The sequence below is a fragment of the Maridesulfovibrio sp. genome (assembly GCF_963676065.1).
Taxonomy (GTDB): Bacteria; Desulfobacterota; Desulfovibrionia; order Desulfovibrionales; family Desulfovibrionaceae; genus Maridesulfovibrio.
This window is the reverse complement of sequence record NZ_OY780933.1, coordinates 2,368,664-2,390,356: the sequence shown is the minus strand read 5'-3', so window position 1 is coordinate 2,390,356 and position 21,693 is coordinate 2,368,664. Positions and strand designations below refer to the sequence as shown.

Annotated in this window: 14 protein-coding genes; 2 read left to right on the top strand and 12 right to left on the bottom strand. The window is 47.3% G+C overall.

What is annotated here, in order from left to right; genetic code table 11:
- From ACKU35_RS10565 to ACKU35_RS10525, 9 genes are all read right to left on the bottom strand, one after another.
- Complete coding sequence (locus ACKU35_RS10565; protein ID WP_319759187.1) at positions 1 to 624, bottom strand: lactate utilization protein; 624 nt, start codon at positions 622 to 624, stop codon at positions 1 to 3.
- Positions 625 to 840: 216 nt separating this feature from the next.
- Positions 841 to 2,031: an acetate kinase gene (locus tag ACKU35_RS10560; RefSeq protein ID WP_319759186.1), complete on the bottom strand. Its 1,191-nt coding sequence runs from the start codon at positions 2,029 to 2,031 to the stop codon at positions 841 to 843.
- Positions 2,031 to 4,148 carry a phosphate acetyltransferase gene (pta, locus tag ACKU35_RS10555; protein WP_319759185.1) on the bottom strand — a complete coding sequence of 706 codons (2,118 nt, stop codon included), beginning with the start codon at positions 4,146 to 4,148 and terminating at the stop codon, positions 2,031 to 2,033. The genes ACKU35_RS10560 and pta overlap by 1 nt, the downstream gene beginning before the upstream one ends.
- A gap of 207 nt (positions 4,149 to 4,355) precedes the next feature.
- Positions 4,356 to 5,651, bottom strand: a complete 1,296-nt coding sequence (locus ACKU35_RS10550) for a (Fe-S)-binding protein (protein WP_319759184.1) — start codon at positions 5,649 to 5,651, stop codon at positions 4,356 to 4,358.
- Position 5,652: 1 nt separating this feature from the next.
- Entirely contained in the window at positions 5,653 to 7,038 is a 1,386-nt protein-coding gene (locus tag ACKU35_RS10545) for an FAD-linked oxidase C-terminal domain-containing protein (RefSeq protein ID WP_319759183.1), read from the bottom strand.
- A 103-nt stretch (positions 7,039 to 7,141) separates the two neighbouring features.
- Positions 7,142 to 8,854, bottom strand: coding sequence for an L-lactate permease (locus ACKU35_RS10540; RefSeq protein ID WP_319759182.1), 1,713 nt, complete (start codon positions 8,852 to 8,854; stop codon positions 7,142 to 7,144).
- Between the two features lie 222 nt (positions 8,855 to 9,076).
- Positions 9,077 to 12,601 carry a pyruvate:ferredoxin (flavodoxin) oxidoreductase gene (nifJ, locus tag ACKU35_RS10535; protein ID WP_319759181.1) on the bottom strand — a complete coding sequence of 1,175 codons (3,525 nt, stop codon included), beginning with the start codon at positions 12,599 to 12,601 and terminating at the stop codon, positions 9,077 to 9,079.
- A gap of 432 nt (positions 12,602 to 13,033) precedes the next feature.
- Positions 13,034 to 14,524 (bottom strand): sigma-54 dependent transcriptional regulator, encoded by a 1,491-nt coding sequence (locus ACKU35_RS10530; protein WP_319759180.1) that lies wholly within the window; start codon positions 14,522 to 14,524, stop codon positions 13,034 to 13,036.
- On the bottom strand, positions 14,517 to 17,177 hold the full coding sequence (locus ACKU35_RS10525) for an ATP-binding protein (protein WP_319759179.1): 2,661 nt from the start codon (positions 17,175 to 17,177) through the stop codon (positions 14,517 to 14,519). Before ACKU35_RS10525 ends, ACKU35_RS10530 begins: the two co-directional genes overlap by 8 nt.
- Positions 17,178 to 17,353: 176 nt before the next feature.
- Here ACKU35_RS10525 and ACKU35_RS10520 point away from each other — a divergent pair, with 176 nt between their 5' ends.
- A complete protein-coding gene (locus tag ACKU35_RS10520) occupies positions 17,354 to 18,388 on the top strand; it encodes an esterase-like activity of phytase family protein (protein WP_319759178.1) in 1,035 nt (344 codons plus the stop codon).
- A 200-nt stretch (positions 18,389 to 18,588) separates the two neighbouring features.
- The gene (locus ACKU35_RS10515) at positions 18,589 to 18,768 is read left to right on the top strand and encodes a hypothetical protein (protein WP_319759177.1); all 180 of its coding nucleotides are present in this window, start codon (positions 18,589 to 18,591) and stop codon (positions 18,766 to 18,768) included.
- 134 nt (positions 18,769 to 18,902) lie between these two features.
- Here the strand turns inward: ACKU35_RS10515 and ACKU35_RS10510 are convergent, their stop codons facing one another.
- The 3 genes from ACKU35_RS10510 to ACKU35_RS10500 form a co-directional block, all read right to left on the bottom strand.
- Positions 18,903 to 19,289 carry a DUF3568 domain-containing protein gene (locus ACKU35_RS10510; RefSeq protein ID WP_319759176.1) on the bottom strand — a complete coding sequence of 129 codons (387 nt, stop codon included), beginning with the start codon at positions 19,287 to 19,289 and terminating at the stop codon, positions 18,903 to 18,905.
- Between the two features lie 57 nt (positions 19,290 to 19,346).
- Positions 19,347 to 19,742: a response regulator gene (locus tag ACKU35_RS10505; protein WP_319759175.1), complete on the bottom strand. Its 396-nt coding sequence runs from the start codon at positions 19,740 to 19,742 to the stop codon at positions 19,347 to 19,349.
- A gap of 237 nt (positions 19,743 to 19,979) precedes the next feature.
- Positions 19,980 to 21,686, bottom strand: a complete 1,707-nt coding sequence (locus ACKU35_RS10500; protein WP_319759174.1) for an FAD-dependent oxidoreductase — start codon at positions 21,684 to 21,686, stop codon at positions 19,980 to 19,982.
- Between the last annotated feature and the right edge of the window lie 7 nt (positions 21,687 to 21,693).

Here is a 21,693-nt window from a genome sequence, read left to right as displayed (position 1 = left end):
TTAGTCCTCCAAAAGAAGAATATGAAGTTCAAGGGGACCGTGTACACCGATTGCAAGAACGCGCTCGATGTCAGCTGTACGGCTGGGTCCGGTGATGAATGCTGTGTAGTTGCCTTTCATCATATTGCCTTCCATCCATGATTCGAGATCATAAGAGTTTGCCACAATCTTGGACTTGGGCAGAACAGCCACATGAAATTCACTGACCATGGTGGCCAATCTCAATTCTTCACTGGGACAGTTGAGTACAATAGTTCCGGTCTCGGCAATGCCGCGGTCAGCATAAGAAAAAGCAATATCAATGCCGCCGAGATGATTACGAACGCTGTCTTTGATCAGAGAAAATCCGTTTTCTTCACACTGCTTATCCAGCGTTGCAAATTCTTTCTTTGTAAGCGCGGGAGCTGCAAGAGTTTTACCGGTTTTCGTTGCACAAAGCTTTTCAGCTTCGTTTGAAAGATTCTGCTCACAACCGGATACGAGCAATTTACAGGCTTCTTTTTTTCCGCAGAGATCCATTGTGTACTTATAAGCTTCATCCAGAGAAGAAATCTCTGTAACTACAGCGGATGCAAGCTCAGCTTTATCGGTAAAAAGCTTTACACTTTCAGATTTAGCTGTCATTTTTCCCCCAAATACGATGGACGATGTTATAATTACATCTTCCGTTAATATTTCCGTAATGTCGCCGTATCCCTTCCACAAGACTGGCGATCCAGCCCTTCCTTCAAGGCTGTTACGGACCGTTTCCTTCAGGCAATTCTTCTAAAAGAGGCCTGTCCATTTTTAACCGGGATGAAGCCTTCCAAAACTTCATCCCGGTTTTTCTATATATACTTTTTACAGTCCGAGAACTGCTACGGTATCATTTGCTATTTCAAGCTCTTCATTTGTTGCGATGATGGCAACTTTAACTTCGCCGTCATCTTCACTGATGAAAGAGGGAGTTCTATCCCAGTTTTCGTTCTTTTCTTTATTGATGGTGATGCCGAAGTTTTCGAGGCCGGAGAGGCAGTTAGCACGATAAACTTCATCATTTTCACCGATACCAGCGGTAAATACGATAGCATCTACCCGGCCCAGTTCAAATGCGTAAGCACCTATAAACTGGCGAACACGGTGGCAGGCCATATCAAGAGCCAGCTTAGCTTTTTCGTCGCCTTCTTCGATACGGGCGTGGATATCACGCAGGTCGTTGGAACCGCAGATACCTTTCAGACCGCTTTCGTTAGTAAGGGTCGCTACAACTTCAGCTGCACTCTGCTTGGTTCTTTCAGCAATGAAGCCCACAATAGCGGGGTCGATATCACCGCAACGGGTACCCATGATGATGCCGCCGAGAGGGGTCAAACCCATGGAAGTATCGTAACATTTACCGTTCTTGACTGCGGAAATGGAAGCTCCATTGCCGAGGTGAACGGTGATGATGTTGGACTCTTCAAGAGGTTTGCCCAGAAGTTTAGCTGTTTCACGGGCAACGTATTTATGAGAAGTTCCGTGAGCGCCGTATCTTCTGAGGCCCCATTTTTCATAATATTCGTAAGGAACACCGTACATGTATGCTTTGGGTTCCATGGTCTGGTGAAAAGAAGTGTCGAATACGACAACCTGTCTTACGCCGGGGAACAGTTCCATAGCGGTTTCAATGCCGATAACGTGACCGGGGTTGTGCAGAGGTGCGAGAGGGATGCAGTCCCTGATGCCCTGCAGAACTTTTTCATCGACTTCAACAGGTTTGAAGAAGAGCTCGCCGCCATGAACGATACGATGACCGATAGCTGCGATTTCGGCTTTGTCTTTAACAACACCCTTCTCGTCATCGGTAAGCAGGTTGATGACTTCAACCATACCTTCGCGATGTGTGGGGAAAGGCTGTTCTGCGGTATATTTCTCAGTGGTCTTGTAAGAGATGCTGCCCATCGCTTCACCGATACGTTCTACAATACCGGAAGCGAGATCGTTACCGGAAGCCATGTCCAGAAGCTGGTATTTGATAGAGGAGCTACCAGCGTTAATTACTAATACTTTCATTAAATAAGTCCTTTTTCGGCTGCTGCCTGAACTGCAGTGATTGCAACAGTGTTAACGATATCCGGAACAGTACAACCTCTTGAAAGGTCGTTTACGGGTTTATTCAGACCCTGAAGAACGGGGCCGATTGCCACGGACTGCTCTGCGGAGCGCTGTACAGCCTTGTAGGTGTTGTTACCTGTGTTCAGGTCGGGGAAAATAAATACAGTAGCCTGTCCGGCAACTTCACTGTCAGGAAGCTTGGTTTTTGCTACAGAAGGATCAATTGCAGCATCGTACTGCAGGGGGCCTTCGAGCTTAAGCTCAGGATTACGTTCCTTGGCTATTTTAACTGCTTCTTTAACCTTCTCGACATCGGCGCCCTTACCGGACTGACCGGTGGAGTAAGACATCAGAGCCACACGGGGTTCAACACCGAAGATCTTTGCAGTCTGAGCGGAGTTCAGTGCGATCTCGGCCAGCTGTTCTGCATTGGGGTTCGGGTTAACTGCGCAGTCACCGAAAACCAGTACTTTGTCTTTGAGACACATCAGGAAGACACTGGATACGATGGAAGCGTCGGGCTTTGTTTTGATAAACTCGAAAGCGGGACGGATGGTCTGGGCAGTAGTGGTAACAGAACCGGAAACCATTCCGTCTGCATCACCCTTATGGACCATCATGGATGCGAAGTAGGTAGGATCAAGCATGCGGTCACGGGCGTCTGACATACGGATTCCCTTGTGCTCACGAAGCTTGAAATATGTTTCGCAATAATCGTCGAACTGAGGTGCGGACTCGGGATCGAGAATTCGCACATTGCTCATTTCAAGACCAAGCTGGGAAATCTTACCAGCCACTTCGTCAGCCTTACCGAGCAGAACGATATCTGCAACGCCGCGACGAGTTAAGATATCTGCTGCGCGCAGTACTCTTTCACCGGTACCTTCAGGCAGAACGATAGTCTGCTTGTTGGCTTTAGCCTTCTGGACCAGTTTGTACTCGAACATTTTGGGAGTAACTTTGTCGGACTTTCTGGAAACGAGACGATGTCTGAGTTCGTCAGCTTTAACGTTTGCTTCAAATGTTCCCAGAGCGGAAGCTGTCTTGCGCTGATCGTCGGGATCAATTCTTCCGTACAGTTCGCTCAGCAGCTGGGTGGTACGGTAAGTGTTGGTGGAGACGGAAAGAATAGGAGTAGGAACACCGGTCCAACCTTCGATCAGACGATGTACGCTTGCGCTGGGCTGAAGTCCGCCGGTAAGCAGGATACCGGAAATATCCGGGAAAGAGCTTGAAAGACGGGATGCAAGTGAGCTCAGGATGATATCGGAGCGGTCACCGGGAGTAATAATCAGGCTGCCGTCTTCAATGTACTCAAGGAAGTTGCCGATACGCATCGCTGCGATGACATAGTCATCAACGAGGGTATCAAGTCTTCCATGACCATATAAGACAGAACCGTTCAGCCATTTGCGGACATCGTTCATGCTGGGATTGCCCAGAGATTCATTTTCATCGATACCGTAAACGAGAAGTTCCTGGGTACACCTTGTGTTGCAGGTGAGACTGGAGAGGATTTCTTTCTTCTCTTCGTCAGTAGCGGTCAGTCTGTTGATGATCGCGGCAACGGTATCTACACCCTTGTCTTCGAGTGCATCAATTACCAGCTGTGTGGATGCAATGATGTCGTCAGCTGTTTTGCCTCTTCCGTTGGCAACAAGAAGAACGGGACAGCTGAGGTTAGCGGCAATTTCAGCGTTGATATCGAACTCAAAGTTCTGATCTTTACCCTGAAAGTCGGTTCCTTCGCAAAGCACGAAATCATACTTTTCTTCAAGCAAGCTGTACTTATTGAGAATGTTCTCAAGCAGCAGTGAATGTTTGCCGCTGTTGATCAGTTCCCTTGCTTCCTTCAGAGTATAAGCATAGGTGTCTTCATAATTGATATCCAGATTGAAATATTCCATGATCAGATTGATATCGTGATCACGTGAGCCTGTCTGGTTATCGTTGATGATGGGGCGAAAGATGGCGACATGCTGCAGGTCTCTCAGCAACAGTTGCATCACGCCCAGAGCTATTGCAGATTTACCGCTCTTCTCTTCAGTGGCAGTGATGTAAAGGTTTTTTGACACTGGGATTATCTCCTGTGTAAAGCGTGAACGACTGGAACCTTCAGAGCCGCATTTGAAGAGTCCACACTATTTCATTTAGTTAATCTTGGGCCGGATCTGACTACAGACGATCCTACAAACCCTGAAATTTGCTTCCAGCCAATCCCTATTTGAACGTTTTTCTGTAAAGTAGTCCAGAATGAAATCATTCTGGACTACTTTCGTATACTACTTCAGGGATTCGGCGTAGATTTCAAGGACATGTTTTACCTCTACTCCACCACCTGACTGGGAAAGCATGTCACCGAGCTGCATCATACATGCAGGACAACCGGTTGCAGCAATCTGGGCACCGACGTCGCGGACGTTACCCGCCTTACGCTCACCGATGCTCTTAGAGAGGTCGTAGTGATAAAGGTTGAAAGAACCACCGCAGCCGCAGCAACGGTTAGCTTCATTCATTTCCTTGAATTCAACATTCTCATTCATTTTCAGCAAGGTACGGGGCTGTGCGGTAACACCAAGAGACTTAGAGAGGTGACAGGGGTCGTGGTAGGTGACGACCTTTCCGCCTTTCTTGGGTTCCGCAGGAGCCTTAACGCCCACGATATCAACGAGGAATGCGTTAATGTCCATAGTCTTAGCTGCAAGATCCTTAACTTTTTCAATGAAAATAGGATCTTCATTATCAATCATTTTAGGCCATGTTTCATGAAGTGTGGCTGTGCAGGTTGCGCAGGGAGTCACCAGATAATCGTAATCGCCGTCTTCAAAGGCTTTGATGTTCTGTTTCATGAGAGCAACCATGGTATCTGCATCACCGGAAGCCAGTGTCGGGATACCACAGCAGGCCTGTCCCTTGGGCAGGAAGATTCCCACTCCGTGGTGTTCGAGAATCTTAATTGCCGCGTGACCGACATGCGGGAACATTTTGTCCACAACGCAGCCGGGGTAGAAAGCCACTTTAAGACCGCTTTTACCGCGGGGAGTATCCAGTTCGGGATAATCCTTGCGGAAAGGCTTTTTAGCCAGAGGCATAAAGTGACGTTCTCCGAGCAGCGGGTTCAGCATGGCACAGCTTGCAGCGCCGGAGGCCTGGTCGGCGATCTTTGCAAACGGGCCCTGGAACTTCGCACTCATCTCGGTGAGAGCGTTAAACAGTTTAGGACGGGTGAGCAGTCCCTTGAAAATCATCTTCTTAGCAGGTGAAAGTCCCTTATAAGTGGTAACGATCACACGAGCCTTCATGAAGATGTCCATAATTTTTACGCCGGAAGGACAATTGGCAGCACAGGAACCGCAAAGCAGACACCTGTTAAGCTTTTCGTTAACCTGATCAGCATCTTTGACCAATTCGTGGGCAAGCTTCTCCAGAAGAGCAATCTTACCACGGGTAACGTCAGCTTCCTGCATGGTTTCGGCAAAAACAGGACAAACAGCCTGACACATACCGCACTTCATACAGGCGACCATCTGGTCGTCCAGCTCCATAAGATTTTGAGCTAATTGCTTGAGATCTTCCATCCTAAACTTCTCCGATTATCTTGGTGGGGTTCAGGATGCCTTTCGGATCAATAGCTCTTTTCATTTTCAAGGAGTAATCAAGGGTAGCTCTGGAAGTTTCTTTTTCCATCCATTTGGATTTAGCCATGCCTATACCGTGTTCACCGGAAAGTGTTCCCTTAAGGGAAAGAGCGACATCGAAGATTTCGTTAACTGCTTCTTCTACACGGTGGAACTCTTCCTTGTTACGGTTATCGCAGAGGATGGTGGGATGAAGGTTACCATCACCGGCGTGACCGAAGGTTCCGATGTCGATTTTGTATTTCTCAGCGATTCTTTCCAGACCGTCCATCATTGCAGGTATCTGGGAACGCGGAACAGTTGCGTCTTCGAGAACGGTAGTCGGTTTCGCACGAGCAAGAGCAGGCAGAGCGTTACGACGTGCAGTCCAGAGAGCTTCACGCTCTTCAGCTGTTTCCGCCATTTTAACTTCGTTAGCACCGCATTTTTTGCATATGTTAACAACTTTTTCAGCATCTTCGATGACTTCAGCCTGATGGCCGTCAACTTCGATGAGCAGGATAGCACCGGCATCAGTGGGCAGGCCGGCTTTGGTGAAATCTTCCACGTAACGAATGGTGGAATTATCGAGAAATTCAAGAGTACAGGGAACAATGTGGTTCGCGATGATGGAAGCAACGGTTTCAGATGCTTTATGTACATCGGGGAACACAGCCATCATTGCCTTGGAAGCCTTTGGCGGCGGAACGAGCTTGAGAATGATGTTGGAAAATACTCCCAGAGTTCCTTCGGATGCGACCATAAGACCGGCAAGGTTGTAACCGGTTACACATTTAACAGTGCGGGAGCCGGATTTAATCAGGTCACCGTTTACATCATAGAAATCCATACCCATGACGTAATCTTTGGTAACACCGTATTTGAGTCCACGGAGTCCGCCAGCGTTCTCGGCAACGTTACCACCGATTGTGGAAACAGCCTGGGAACCCGGATCCGGGGGATAGAAAAGTCCTTTAGAAGCAACCTGAGCTGCGAACTGAGCGGTAACAACGCCGGGTTCAACAACTGCATAGAGGTCCTGCTCGTTGATTTCGAGGATTTTATTAAGGCCGTTGGTCAGGACAACAACACCGCCGGGATGGGGAATGGTTCCGCCGGAAAGGTTGGTTCCTGCGCCGCGAACGGTCATAGGCAGGCCATGTTCGTTACAGAGAGCAGTTACGGGGCCAAGCTGCTCAGTAGTGGTAGGTTTAATTACGAGTGCAGGTACCTGGGGATCGAGTACTGCGGAATCATAAGAGTAAGAGTGGAGGTCAGCTTCTTCGTGCATGACATTTCCAGCACCTACAATTTTCTCAAAGTCTTTTGCTAATTTAGCGTTGGACATGTTTTTTTTGCTCCTGAATCTAAAAAACAATCATTTATATAAATCCGAACTAATTAAACTCTCAGGGCCGGAGACGTCTCCGGCCCTGAGGGGACGTATTTAATTAGAACAGGCCGGGGTACATTACAAAGGAAAGTACGCAGGCGATAACACCTACAACAGCACCGTAAAGGAGGAAAGGCCATACAGTACGCTTGAGGATCTGACCTTCCATACCGGAGAGGCCGACAACTGCGCATGCTGCAACGATGTTGTGGATACAAATCATGTTACCCATTGCACCACCAACAGCCTGTGCAGATACGATGATCTGACGGGGCAGTTCGAGCTGTGCAGCTACGCCCCACTGGAATTCAGCGAAGAGCAGGTCGGAAACAGTGTTGGAACCGGTGATGAAGGAACCGAGTCCACCAACAAAGGATGCGAACATGGGCCAGGTCTGACCGGCGATACCGGAAACAGCTTCAGCCAGTGCCAGAGGCATGGACATGTAACCGTTGGGGTTAAGAGCAGCGTCAGCGATACCGGAACCGCGGAAGATGGATACCAGTGCTACGGAGAAGAACAGCGCGATTGTGGGGTTCTTCATTTTAACAATAGCTTCTTTCCAAGCTGCTGCAGCTTTATCACCAGGCATTCCGTGGATGAAAATGGTCAGGACTGCAACCAGTGCGAAAGGAATGGTACCGGGGAGGTACAGGATTTTGATAGCGTTATTTACGCTTCCATAACCAAGGATGTTCTTGAAAGGAATTGCAACACCGGCCAGCATACCTTTGAGGCCGAGGTCAGGAATACGGGTAACAACGAGAATGAGACCGATAAGAATGTAAGGAGTCCATGCTTTAAGCTGACTCATGTGAGCTTTGAATTCACCGGTGTTTTCAGCGGAAACGGAACCAGTCCACTCAGCATCCCAAGTAGAAGGTGCGCCGAAATCCCAAGTTTTCTCGGGAACGCAGAAACCGTTTTTAGCACCGAGTACAGCCACTCCGAGACCAACGAGACCACCGATCAGAGAGGGGAACTCGGGTCCAACAAACCATGCTGTGAAGAGGTAAGGAATGGTGAATGCAGTAGAAGAGAAAAGAGAGAATTTCCATGCGCCCAGACCTTCAGACCAGCTCTTGTTCTGACCGAAGAAACGGGTCATGAAGCCGAGCATGAAAAGGGGCAGGATGTAAATCATGGGAACGTGCATTACGGTGGACCACTGACCTACTACTGCGTTGAAAGCTTCCATGGAGTGGAAGTTCAGGCCGGGTACAGCTGCAGCAACAGCCTGATCAACATAAGTTGTCAGGTATTTCATACCGAGGATAACCGGAGTACCAACAGCACCGAAGGTTACAGGGAAGGAGTTGAAAACCAGACACATTACGACTGCGCATAAGGGGGGGAACCCAAGGCTCAAGAGCAGCGGAGCTGCAAGAGCTGCGGGAGTACCGAAACCTGCTGCACCTTCAATAAATGCGGCAAACAGGAAACCGATGATCATAACCTGTACGCGACGGTCACGGCTGATATTCTGGAAGCCATACTGGATGGTTTCCATACCGCCGGAATATTGCAGTGTGTAAAGAATGATAATGGCCCCGAATACAATGATCAGGACGCCGATAGCGGTAATAAAACCGTGGACAGTAAGAGCTGCAACGTAACCTGCGGGCAGGTTCCATACGGCAATTGCGCCGACAACAGCAGAAAGCCATGAAACGGGCATAGCTTTAGTAGCAGGCCAGCGAAGGCCGACCATCAGGATAAGGGCCAGTGCAATCGGAATGAGTGCAACAAGGGCTAAAATTCCTACAGACATGTTTCCTCCTTAAAGCAAAACAAATCGCTTATGTTCACGTCGTCCTCTGATGAAAACGCTTCATCATACCACATAAAGACGACGTAGGCTCAACGTTTTTAAAGTCCGTTGAGAAGACTTTCACCCTGCCCTCCTCTCGCTGCGATACACCTTCTAATCGCAGATAGAGGGGGTGCTGCAGACGGGCCACCTGTGTAGGCCCGTCTGCAGACGCGGGTGTTACTATTTGCTTCCGCTGTAATCAGCTTCAGCCATATATTTCAGAATTTCGTACCGATCATTGTAATCTTTTTCGATTTGAGCGCGGTACTCTTTGGATGCTTCAGGGTTGATGCGTTCCAGCAGGCCGTAGCGGTTTTCACCGGACATGAATTCCTGCATGGTGCCGTCAGGAGCTTTGGACTCAAGAACGAAGGGGTTTTTGCCTTCGTCAGCAAGCATGGGGTTGAAGCGATAGAGCGGCCAGTAACCGGAATCTACTGCAAGCTTCATTTCGAGCTGGGTTTTACCCATACCCTTTCTGATACCCTGGTTGATGCAGGGAGCGTAACAGAGAACGAGAGAAGGACCGGGGTAAGCTTCAGCTTCCTGGATAGCCTTCATGAACTGCTGTTTGTTGGCGCCCATAGATACGGAAGCGACGTAAACGTAACCGTAGCTCATCATCATGCGGCCAAGGTCTTTTTTACCGGTGTTTTTACCGCCGGCTGCGAACTTGGCGATGGAGCCGAGAGGAGTAGCCTTGGAAGACTGTCCACCGGTGTTGGAGTATACTTCAGTATCCATCACGAGGATGTTGATATCGCGACCGGAAGCGAGAACATGGTCAACACCGCCGAAGCCGATGTCGTATGCCCAGCCGTCACCACCGAATACCCAGAGGGATTTTTTGGTGAAGAGGTCTTCCATTTCTGCGATTTCAGCGAGAAGTTCAGTCTGGGGAGCACCGTAGATGCCGTCAACAACTTTCTGGCCGTACTCTTCAGAGAGGGCTGAGTTGTCTTTGTTTTCCAGCCATGCCTTCATGTCAGCTTCGAGTTCAGCGGGAACGCCTGCTTCAACAGCTTCGGTGACGAGGTCAGCCAGTTTTTCACGACGGTGGGAAACACCCATTTCAATACCGTATCCAAACTCAGCTGCATCTTCGAACAGAGAGTTGCCCCATGCCGGACCGTGACCATTTTTGTTGGTACAGTAGGGAGTGGTCGGAGCGGATGCACCCCAGATGGAGGAGCAACCAGTGGCATTGGCGATGATCATACGTTCGCCGAAGAGCTGGGTGAGAGCCTTAACATAAGGAGTTTCACCACAACCGGCGCAAGCACCGGAGAACTCAAGCAGCGGACGCTGGAACTGGGAACCCTTAACGGTGGTTCTGCTCATTACGCCGTCCTTTTCAGGAATGGTCAGAGCAAAATCAAGGTTGGGAACCTGAGCGTCAAGCTGGGAAGCAATGGGCTTCATAACAAGAGCGGTCTCTTTTGCGGGGCAGATATCTGCGCAGTTACCGCAACCGAGGCAGTCCTGACTGAAGACCTGCATGCGGTACTTGAGTCCTTTGACTTCCTTACCCTTTGCATCAATAGTTACAAAGGTGTCAGGTGCGTCTTTCAGTTCTTCGTCAGATACGAGTACGGGACGGATGGCAGCGTGAGGACATACAAATGCACACTGGTTACACTGAATGCAGTTTTCAGGCAGCCATTCGGGAACGTTGATAGCAACGCCGCGTTTTTCGTACTGAGAGGTGGAAAGAGGGACGAGTCCGTCTGGTTCAAAAGAGGAAACAGGCAGGTTGTCACCCTTCTGAGCCAAGATGGGACGAACGATATTTTTGATATAGTCCGGATCATCAGAGACGGCAGACTCGTCGTCAGTGAGGTTTTTCCAAGATTCAGGAACTTTGATTTCAACAAGGTTGGCAACAGCCTGATCAACAGCAGCGTTGTTCATGTTGACGATCTTGTCACCTTTCTTGCCGTAAGCTTTTTTGATGGATTCTTTGAGATACGCAACAGCGTCTTCAAAAGGAATAACATCAGCAAGCTTGAAGAATGCAGTCTGCATTACCATGTTGATACGACCGCCGAGACCAACTTCAGCTGCGATTTTAACAGCGTCGATGGTGTAGAACTTAAGGTTCTTTTCAGCGATGGTGCGGCGCAGTTCAGCAGGAAGTTCCTTCTCCATGTCCTCTGCGGACCAAGGGGAGTTGATCAGGAAAGTTCCGCCGTCCTTGATGCCTTCAAGCAGGTCATACTGATGTACGTAGCTTGAGTTATGGCATGCGATGAAATCTGCGCTGCTTACCAGATATGTGGACTGGATGGGATTGTCACCGAAACGCAGGTGAGACATGGTGATACCGCCGGACTTCTTGGAGTCGTAAGCAAAGTATCCCTGTGCGTACATATCGGTTTTATCACCAATAATTTTAATAGCCTGTTTGTTAGCACCGACAGTACCGTCAGCACCAAGACCCCAGAACTTACACTGAACAGTTCCTGCGGGAGTTGTGTCCATATCAGGACCAACAGGCAGGGAAGTGTTGGTAACGTCGTCTTCAATACCCACGTTGAAGTGGTTTTTGGGACCTGCTGCCTTCATGTTGTCGAACACGGCTTTAACCATGTTGGGACGGAATTCTTTGGAACCGAGACCGTAACGACCAGCGGTGATCACGGGGTTCATGCCGGTTTCCATGAATGCGGTGCAGATATCCTGGTACAGGGGATCACCGAGAGAGCCGGGCTCTTTGGTGCGGTCCAGTACAGTGATGTTGGTGCAGGTGGCGGGCAGAACATTGAGGAAGTATTCGGTAAGGAAGGGGCGGTACAGACGTACTTTGATCAGACCCACTTTTTCACCGTCGGCAACGAGTTTGTTGACAACTTCTTCAATGGCTTCACAACCGGAACCCATGGCTACGATAACTCTTTCTGCTTCAGCGTGACCAACATAGTCGAAAGGTTTGTAGTAACGACCGGTGAGATCGCCGACTTTCTTCATGCAGCTGGTTACGATAGCGGGGAGCTGATCGTAGAAACCGTTAGCAGCTTCACGAGCCTGATAGTAAATATCGGGGTTCTGAGCGGTGCCGCGGATAGCGGGATTTTCAGGATTCATTCCTCTGGAACGGAAAGCCGCTACTGCGTCCCAATCTACGAGAGACTTCATGTCTTCGTAATCGATAACTTCAATCTTCTGAATTTCGTGAGAAGTACGGAAGCCGTCGAACATGTGCAGGAAAGGCACGCTGGATTCGATGGATGCGAGGTGAGAAATAAGTGCGATATCCATGCATTCCTGAACGGAGCTGGATGCCAGCATTGCAAAACCGGTCTGACGGCAGGCCATTACGTCCTGATGATCACCGAAAATAGAAAGGGCCTGTGCAGCGAGAGCACGGGCGGAAACATGAAAAACACCGGGAAGAAGTTCACCGGAGATTTTGTACATGTTGGGGATCATGAGCAGGAGGCCCTGCGAAGCAGTATAAGTGGAAGTGAGAGCGCCTGCTGCGAGAGCACCGTGAACGGCGCCTGCTGCACCAGCTTCGGACTGAAGCTGTTTTACGTTAAGTACCTGACCGAAGATATTCTTGCGGCCCTGCGCTGCCCACTCTTCTGCAACTTCACCCATTGTGGATGAAGGAGTGATGGGATAGATGGCGGCAGTATCACTCATCGCATAGGATACGTGAGCGGTAGCTGTGTTACCATCCATAGTTTTCATGTTCTTAGCCATTAAGTAAGCTCCTTAAGAGATTTTAATGTAGTAACCTCACCGAGTAATAAAAACCTTGCTGAAACAATCGGAACCCAAGCGCAAGGTTGAACACTCACATGTGCCCTTATTTTACAATTTGCATGCCAAACTCATAAACAGAGATAAAAAGCTGAATATTCAGTTAGTTAAGAAACATTCAACCTTATCTAAGCAATCACAAGTCCTGATTTGTCTGAAATTTAAGACAACTCTCCAAGCTTAAAAATGTCATTATCACTTAACTGAAATGAAACCTTTGGAGAAAACCCCGCATCCAAAGGTGTTCAAGCCGGAGCATACAAAAAAAGCGTTGTCTTTAAAAAAGGACAACGCTTCGTCTTAAAAACCAGACTGAACAGTTATTCAATGATTATCTTCAGATAAAGAGATTATACTAAACGCTCACTTACGCTAATCATTGATCTCATATTTCTTCAAAAGAGCATAAAAATGAGAGCGGGAAAGTCCTGAAATTTTTAGGATAGACACAATATCTCCTTGGTGCCTCAAGAGTAACTCTTCCAAATATTTTTTCTCAGCCATCTTTTTAAAAACTTTTAGAGGAGGCAGTTCTTCAGTGAGAACAGCAGATACCGTATCCTCAAATATTGAATTTTTATTCAATCCAGATGAGTCTTTTTTTTCAGACACTAATTCTGAGTCCGGACTTGAAACAAACCGAGGCTCAGTCTGAACATTTTTTAAGTTGTAACTTCCACTTTTCTGTAAGTTGGACTTTGCCATCTTAATACGCAGATTATCGGAAAGATGCATGGCATAAATGGTATTGCCCACTCCCGCAGCTACAAAGGCCTGCTCAACGATATTGAACAGTTGACGGACATTTCCCGGCCAATCATAATTCTCCAGCACTTCATAAAAATCGGAATTCGCAACCTTGGGCGGCACCCCGTATTGAGCGCTGAGACGCGCAAGGTGATAGGAAGTGAGTTCGCGGATATCCCCTTCCCTGTCCCGCAAGGGAGGCAGGTGAATATGAATAGTCTGGATGCGGTATAACAGATCCTGCCTGAAATCTCCGCGGCTGACCATGGCCTCAAGATCCCGGTTTGTAGCGGCAATTAAGCGGAAATCAGATTTAAATTCCCGGTTCTCTCCCACGGGACGATAAGTACGCTCCTGTAAAACGCGCAGAAAAGATTTCTGCACTGCGAGCGGCATCTCCCCTACCTCATCAAGAAACAGGGTTCCTTTATCCGCCAAAGGTATCAGCCCCTTGCGATCAGCCTGAGCACCGGTAAAAGAACCGCGCTTGTGCCCGAAAAGCGTCGATTCCACAAGGGTTTCGGTCAACGACGCACAGTCGACGACTACAAAATTTTTAACTGAACGTTTTGAATTTTCGTGAATAGTCTGGGCAAAAAGTTCTTTACCGGTTCCGGTCTCTCCGTTCAGCAGCACGTTGGCATCAGAGCCGGAGGCATGGGCCACTAGATCATAACAACTTTTGATCTCGGCACTTTTACCAACAATATTGTCGAGATTAAGGGCCACGCACTGCGCCTTATTCTGCCTTTCTTTGTGAAACTCAAGGGCACGGCTCATGGAAAGAGTTATCTGCTTCACAGAAGACGGCTTTACCAGAAAATCCCATGCCCCGCCCTGAATGGCCAGCTCAGCTCCGTCAGCATCACCTTTACCCGTCAGGATAATAATTTCAGGATTACCTGCTGAATCCTTAACCTGCTGCAGATAATCAAGCCCGTTGCCGTCCGGGAGCGAAATATCAAGGAAGACCAGATCGAAATCATCTTTTTTTACTTTAGCCAGACCATCGGTGAGGTTGTACGAACTGACCGAGTTATGTCCGGTTCGGGCGACAAGACTTTCAATAGTTTCGCAAACCTGCACATCATCATCAATAATAAGAATTTTACCCATCTATGTTCTCCGTAGAGGAAAGAACTTCTCGAATCGCGTCAGCGATACCAATTTTATTATACGGCTTCATCAAAACCTTTCTGACACTTTTAACATCATATTCAACATCCGCGACATAACTGAGCACATTACGCCTTCCCGAGACAACAAGAATCGGCAAGGCAGGAGCCACATCCTGAACCATGCGGGCCAACTCCAGCCCATTGGTCTGCGGCATATCATAATCGGTTATCATCAAATCAAAGCGTTCCGGTTCGTCGACAATCAGGTTAAACGCTCTTTCCGGAGAAGCAAGAGCTGTAACCTCATACCCGAGACTTTCCAGAATACGAGGCGTTGTTTCCAGCTGATCTTCATCATCCTCAACAAAAAGAATGCTCTCCTGACCGAGCGGTAAGGCACCGTAACTTTTACGCACAATATCACGAAGCTTTCCCTGCACCGGGAGAAATATCTCAAAACTAGTTTTCACTTCCGGAGTACTGCTGACCGAAATGCCGCCGCCATGACCTTTAATCAGTCCGTGAACAACTGCCAGCCCCAGTCCGGTTCCTTCCGCCTTGCCCTTGGTGGTAAAAAACGGGTCAAATATTTTATCCAATATTTCAACGGGTATTCCCGGACCGTCATCCGATATTTCCAGCCGGAGATAAACTCCGGGAGCAACTCGCATGAACTGCGCCTGTTCCTCTTCTACTTCCACAGTGGTCAGGGTAACGTCAATGCTTCCTCCCCTTCCTTTCAGTGATTGGAAAGAGTTGGTACAGAGGTTCATAATAACCTGATGAATCTGGGTCGGATCGGCCATAACCAGAGGAGCACCCTCTGGAACATTGGCAGAGACCCTAATATTACGCGGCAAGGAAGCTTTAATAAAATCAACTGTTTCTTTAACCACTTCGCCGATGTCTGTGGCCTTGAAACCTTCCTGCGAAGGACGGCTGAAAGTCAGGATCTGCTTAACAACATGGCTTCCGCGCTGTGCGGCCTTGATAGCTCGGTCAAGATCTTTCCAGGTTATGGTTCCTTCTTCAATGTCACTTAAGGCCAATTCAACAGAGTTCATTATGGATGTCAGGATATTATTGAAATCATGCGCAATTCCGCCGGCAAGAGTCCCGATGGCCTCCATCTTCTGTGATTGCAGCAGCTGTTTTTCAAGGTTGACCTTACGGGTCACATCCTCAGCAGTAGACAGTGTGCCTACAACCTCTCCCTTTTCGTTGTAAAGAGGAACTTTGTTGATCTCCAGCCAAACAGGATCTTCTCCATCGCGAATCAAAGACCAGCTGATCCCCATACGTGGTTTGCCGGACTGAACCACCTTCTTATCCCAGACCGCAGCCTGCTCCGCAAATCTTCGATGAAGATCGATATTGCTATCGGTAAGCCCCACAAGCGACCACGGAGATCCCAGTCCGAAAAAATCAGTAAAGGAATGGTTGGCCCCGAGGTAGCGCTGCTTCTTATCCTTCCAACAGATCAGCAGGGGTATGGTATCCATGAGGATTTCCTGAAAAGAGAGCTGGGCCTTTATACGTTTCTCCACCTTTCGCCGCTGCAGAATCGAAATGACCAGCATGACCAGAATCATACTCAAACCGAGAATGGAGACAATAATGGTCCAAAACACCTGCTTATCCAGCTTATAGAAATAATCCGGCTCGTTGATTATTACGCTGTCACCCGGAAGCAAATCACTGTTAATATTAAATCTCTCCAAAACATTATAATCGAACATATAATATTCATTGGTAGCAGTGATGACCCTTTGCTCAGGCATTTTTCCGTTCTTTAGTACATACAACGCCATTTCCGCAGCCTTGCGTCCCTGATCATGACCGGAAAGCAGCTTACCACCTACAATACCATGCCCAAGCAAAAACTCCCACACACTGAAAATCATAACCGGAGAGTTCTTATAGATAATATTAAGAACCTCTTCGGACGAAAAAAGCTCTCCGTGCGCCCCTTTATAAAAAGGCGTAAAAAGCAGCATCTCGTTTTTAGTCATTTTACGCGAATTGGCCAGCAGATCGACCAGCGGCATATCGTTCCAGTATTCAAACTTCAGAACCCCCTTGAACAGCGGTTCCGCCTTTTTTATCTGCGCCTTAATGGCTCTAGATGTAACTGACTGGTCACCGACCACGACCACCTTTCTCAGACCCGGATTAACCTTAAGAGCCAAATCAATATTATCTTTAATGTCAGGGTTTTCCAGAACTCCGCAATAATTATCCAAACCTTTGATGAGTCCTTCATGAAAATCATTAACACCACAGAAGATCACAGGAACGCCGGGAAAAAACGAATCCTGATACCGGAGCATGAAATTGAGCGCATTGTTATCTGAAACTACAATGGCAGAGAATTTATATTTCTGATATTTGAACACATAATATGAGTGCAGTATTTCCATGAAATCACGGTCCTTGAACCGTTTGGTATCCATGTACTCGATGTGCAGATCAATGTTCTGCCCGCTTTCAAGAAAGCTGTCACGCAGTCCTTGCAAAATATCATCAGACCACTTGTATCCGTTCTGGTAAGAATTCAAATAAAGAACATTACGTTTTTCACTGTCCGCCATGGCGACAGTGGAAAATAATATGCTTAAAATAAGAAGAGTTACAGCTAGTAACTGTTTCACTTTTCATTTACTCCGGTTAATGTACAATAAAGCACTTATTCAACGTCAGAAACAGTCTGGAGAAGTCCGGGGCTGCTATTCTGAACACTTATACCGACATACAAGAAATGTACCGCTAACATCTAAATTATCATAATTGAGATATTTTAAACTTAAAACATCCGTTTTCTGAAAAAATGAAAAAAATTTTACTTTTTGTGTTGATTCTGTGCTGCACGCCTCTTTCCTTACTCTTCGGAGCCTCAAGCAAACTGAATACTCCAGACCAGCCGCTGCTCAATCCGGTCGCTATTACACTGGTAAGCGAACAGATCGGACCACATACAGATGAAACTGTAACATTATCCCGCCCGCAATTAAAATATTATGGTTCACTGCTGTTAAGCAGTCCCCATCCTGCCTTTGGAGGCTTCTCCGACCTTCTGATCAGTGAGAACCGTAAATCATTTCTGGCCGTATCAGACATGGGATTTTGGCTCAAAGGCAAATTACAATACACACCCTCCGGACGACTGAAAGGAGTCGAACGTAAGGCTGAACTGGGGGAGCTTCTCAATGGACAGGGTAAGACCTTCACTGTCAAGAATGATGCTGATGCTGAGGCATTATGCAGGGCTCCCGGCTCCGGATATCTCGTCGCATTTGAGCGGGTTCACCGCATTAACCGCTATGATTCCGGTAAAAGTTTAGACCTATCAGGCAGGCCATCTCCATTGCCACTGCCTAAGCAGATAAAAAAAGCACCAGTTAACGGCGGCATAGAAAGTATGGCACTGCTTCCCGACCACAGTATTCTGGCACTTACAGAAGGTAAAAATTTCAGCACCCAGCCCACTTCAGCCGCTTTACTGAAAGACGGAAAATGGATCAACTTTCAATACAAGCGTAATTCCGGCTACCGGCCGACATCCGCAGCTTACCTCGCAGGCGGAAAGATCCTTATTCTTGAACGCAGATATAAGGGCCTCGGTACTCTTGGCATACGTTTCAACACTTTCCCGCAAGACAAAATCAAAGAAGGGGCTGTAATTAACCCGGACCTGTTCTGCGAACTGCTTCCACCTATCCCGCGTGATAATTACGAAGGTCTTGATATTGCCGTCGACTCTGAAGGTAACATCTGGATTTATATAATTTCAGACGATAATTTTTCACCCATGCAGCACACTCTCCTCTCTCTTTTTAAACTGGAGAAACGCAACGGAAAATAGCCGCTAGATTACATGCACTTAGTCCGACTACCAGCAATAAATACTGTTATTTAGATAACTTATATACCAAACACAAAATTCTCTTATAATCCGGTCAGATCCGGATTATATCCATTTTTTTGATTTCAAAGATTGTTATATCCTGTTTAAAAGGCTATTCTCCTACTAAGGAATAATTTAACCTTATACCGGAGAAAATCATGAAAAAGACCAAGCGCACCCCCAAAAAGCCTAAAGTGAAGGCCTGTCTCCTCATAACCCTTAAAGAGAATGACAATCTGGTCATGATTTCTGACCACAGCTGGTACAATCAGGATGACCGCAGCTTCATCATCAATGCTGATTTTCACCAGATGCACTCTGCAAGAGACAGCAAATAAATGATCTCAGGCGCAGTCAGCCCAGTTGCTCCCCCCTTTGAAATCAAATCCCTGAAAAGGGGGGATGAAGGGATAAAAAAAAGCACCCTGCCTTATACAGCAGGATGCTTAAAGAATTACTATTGCCGTAACAATTAGAATTTTTTGTTGATTGTGTTCAGAATCTTCAACGAAGCATCTTCATCACCAAACATTCCATATCTTACCGTAACTTCAGTCACCTTTGTGGAAACATAACTGAGATCGATGTAGACATCCTTATCGACATCAACTGCTTTTATAGATGCGTCGCTTAATCTCTTCTTTTTAGTTTCAACCTTTAAATTCAGGCTCTGGCAGGCCTTCAGGGCAGCCTGATAAGTACTGTTCAGATCAGCATTGTATTTCTGCTTGGCCTGACCGGTAACATAAACATATGTGCCTCCTGCGGCCGCGCCGCCAAGAACGACCGCAGCACACCCGGAAACCGACACGCACAATAAAAGTGCGAAAAAAACAGCCAGAATTCTATTCTTAAACATACAATATCTCCTTTATAAAAAAAGCCGGTTAAATTACCGGCCCTAAAAATTTTAAACTTAAAAAATATTGTTCTCTCGTAACTCGTTTATGACCTGTACTTTATTAAAAGGCTTTACAATGTAGCAACTGGCGTAGCCCTTAAAAAAGGCCTGACTCACATTTTTAGTATCCTTCAAAGAAGTAATCATGACCAGCTTGAACTCATCCGGGCCGTCTATCCCCAACTCGTGTTCAAGATCGCGCAACTTTTTAGTAACCTCATGTCCGTCCATTTCAGGCATAAGGATATCCATAAAAACCGTATCGAATGGGTCATTGTCCTCATACGCTTTTTTGTACAACTTTATGGCATCGCTTCCATTAAACACAGCTTCACAGCGGGCATATGGTGAAAGCAGCTTGCTCAAGTACATGTGAACGGTTTCATCATCGTCTATAATAAGAAACCTCATATCCCCTCACTTGGCACAGAATGAATTTGGTTACAGGCAACATATCCAACAATTCGTTTTTAATTTCTGCATCATACTTTAGAATAAATGTAAATCCATAGCAACGCTAAATTGGAAAAAAGACCTGAGAGAGAACGAGAAGATATGATTGATACAAGAAAAATATTCTTTTCGTCATATACATAAAAACGCCGCCTTTTATTAAAAAGACGGCGTTTAAAGTACATTTTACAGATATTAAATATCCACACCGTAGGCTTTGATTACAGCCATACCGCCCTGGGTATTGAGGACTTCATCAAAACCTAAGGCATCGAGCATGATTTGCGCTTCGTAAGAACGACCACCGGTGTTACAGACTAACACCAGCTTTTTATCTTTAGGCAGTTCTTCATACCTTTTAGGAATCTCTCCCTGCGGAATGTTGTGCCAGTACTCAGGATATTTTTCGAGGAAAGGTTCAGCATCTGCTTTTTCCCGAACATCAAGGAAACAGTATTTACCGCTTTCGCGTTCATCCCAATACTGTGCGAAGATATCCGGTCCATGACCATGGTTCAGCCCATGGATTGCGTTATCTGCCATGTTGGCAATGGCGTTAAGCACGTCCATGGCGGAAGCATACGGCGGAGAGTAAGCTACTTCGATATTGCTTACGTCTTCAATCGTGGGCTCGTATTTCATTATAGCGGCCACAGCATTGATACGCCCAACGAGAGCATCGCCCCCTTTTGATATACCCTGAATGCCTAAAACACGCCGGGTTGCCTTATCCACAACCATTTCAAGGGTCATCATATCCTTTTCAGGATAGAAATGAGCACGGTCAGCCATTATCAAAATTACGCTGATGGCATCAAATCCGGCCTGTTTTGCGCTGCCGAGACTCATTCCGGTACCGGACATGGCATTCTCAAAAATCTTAACACACCATGAACCGGCCGCCGCAGGGAAAGTTTCCTTACGTCCGGCAAGATTACCGCCGATTACGCGGCCCTGCCTGTTTGCCATGGAACCCATGGGCAGAAAAAGCGGGGAGCCGTCAATGGCGTTTTTAATAATCACGCAGTCACCGCCGGCAAAAATCAGGGGATCGGAAGTGCGCATGGTTTCATCGACAAGAATGCCGCCGCGCTCACTGCATTCAAGTCCGCAATCACGGGCCAGCTTATCATTCGGAATAACCCCGGCTGATACGATTACGATATCAGCTTCAATGGTTCCTTCGGAAGTTACAACGCGCTCAGCCTTGCCGTCACCCTCAATACGGGAAACAGTCTGTCCCAATTGGAAGGCGACGCCTTCCTCTTCCATATGTTTCTGGCCCATACGCGCCAGCACGGGACTGCACATCCGCGGCAGGATCTGATCAAAAATTTCAACAACGGTTGTTTCAATGCCCCACATGTCGGCAAAGGCTTCAGCCATTTCCAAGCCGATAAATCCGGCACCGATAACAACAGCTTTTCCGTATTGTCCCTTGGTGATGCCTTCTTTGATCTTTTCAGCATCATGCATATTCCCGACATAAAAAACATTATCCAGATCTTCACCGGGAAGGTTCAATTTACGCGGAGTTGCTCCGGTACCAATGACGAGTTGGTCGTAATCAACAACGCCCTCTTCACCGGTCTTCACATTCCGGGTATGAACCTGTTTACTCTTACGATCGATTTTGGTGACTTCCGTGGAGGAGACGACTGATACGCCTTTAATATCCTGAAAAAAAGGCTCATCCCGTACCATATGAAAGGCAGTCGAACGAAGCTGATTGGCCTCTGAAACATCACCTGAAACATAATAGGGAATACCGCAACCGCCGTAAGAAAATATTTCGTCCCTGTCGATGAGGGTTACTTTGGCATCCTGATTGAGCCTTTTATATCGACAGGCCGCTTTAGGACCGAGTGCGACAGCACCAATGACAACTACATGTTCTGACATGAACCGA

Coding starts and splice junctions, on each gene's coding strand:
- ACKU35_RS10515 (WP_319759177.1), top strand. CDS start 18,589: ATGAAAAAGACCAAGCGCACCCCCAAAAAGCCTAAAGTGAAGGCCTGT.
- ACKU35_RS10565 (WP_319759187.1), bottom strand. CDS start 624: ATGACAGCTAAATCTGAAAGTGTAAAGCTTTTTACCGATAAAGCTGAG.
- ACKU35_RS10510 (WP_319759176.1), bottom strand. CDS start 19,289: ATGTTTAAGAATAGAATTCTGGCTGTTTTTTTCGCACTTTTATTGTGC.
- ACKU35_RS10500 (WP_319759174.1), bottom strand. CDS start 21,686: ATGTCAGAACATGTAGTTGTCATTGGTGCTGTCGCACTCGGTCCTAAA.
- ACKU35_RS10520 (WP_319759178.1), top strand. CDS start 17,354: ATGAAAAAAATTTTACTTTTTGTGTTGATTCTGTGCTGCACGCCTCTT.
- nifJ (WP_319759181.1), bottom strand. CDS start 12,601: ATGGCTAAGAACATGAAAACTATGGATGGTAACACAGCTACCGCTCAC.
- ACKU35_RS10505 (WP_319759175.1), bottom strand. CDS start 19,742: ATGAGGTTTCTTATTATAGACGATGATGAAACCGTTCACATGTACTTG.
- ACKU35_RS10530 (WP_319759180.1), bottom strand. CDS start 14,524: ATGGGTAAAATTCTTATTATTGATGATGATGTGCAGGTTTGCGAAACT.
- ACKU35_RS10550 (WP_319759184.1), bottom strand. CDS start 5,651: ATGGAAGATCTCAAGCAATTAGCTCAAAATCTTATGGAGCTGGACGAC.
- ACKU35_RS10560 (WP_319759186.1), bottom strand. CDS start 2,031: ATGAAAGTATTAGTAATTAACGCTGGTAGCTCCTCTATCAAATACCAG.
- ACKU35_RS10545 (WP_319759183.1), bottom strand. CDS start 7,038: ATGTCCAACGCTAAATTAGCAAAAGACTTTGAGAAAATTGTAGGTGCT.
- ACKU35_RS10540 (WP_319759182.1), bottom strand. CDS start 8,854: ATGTCTGTAGGAATTTTAGCCCTTGTTGCACTCATTCCGATTGCACTG.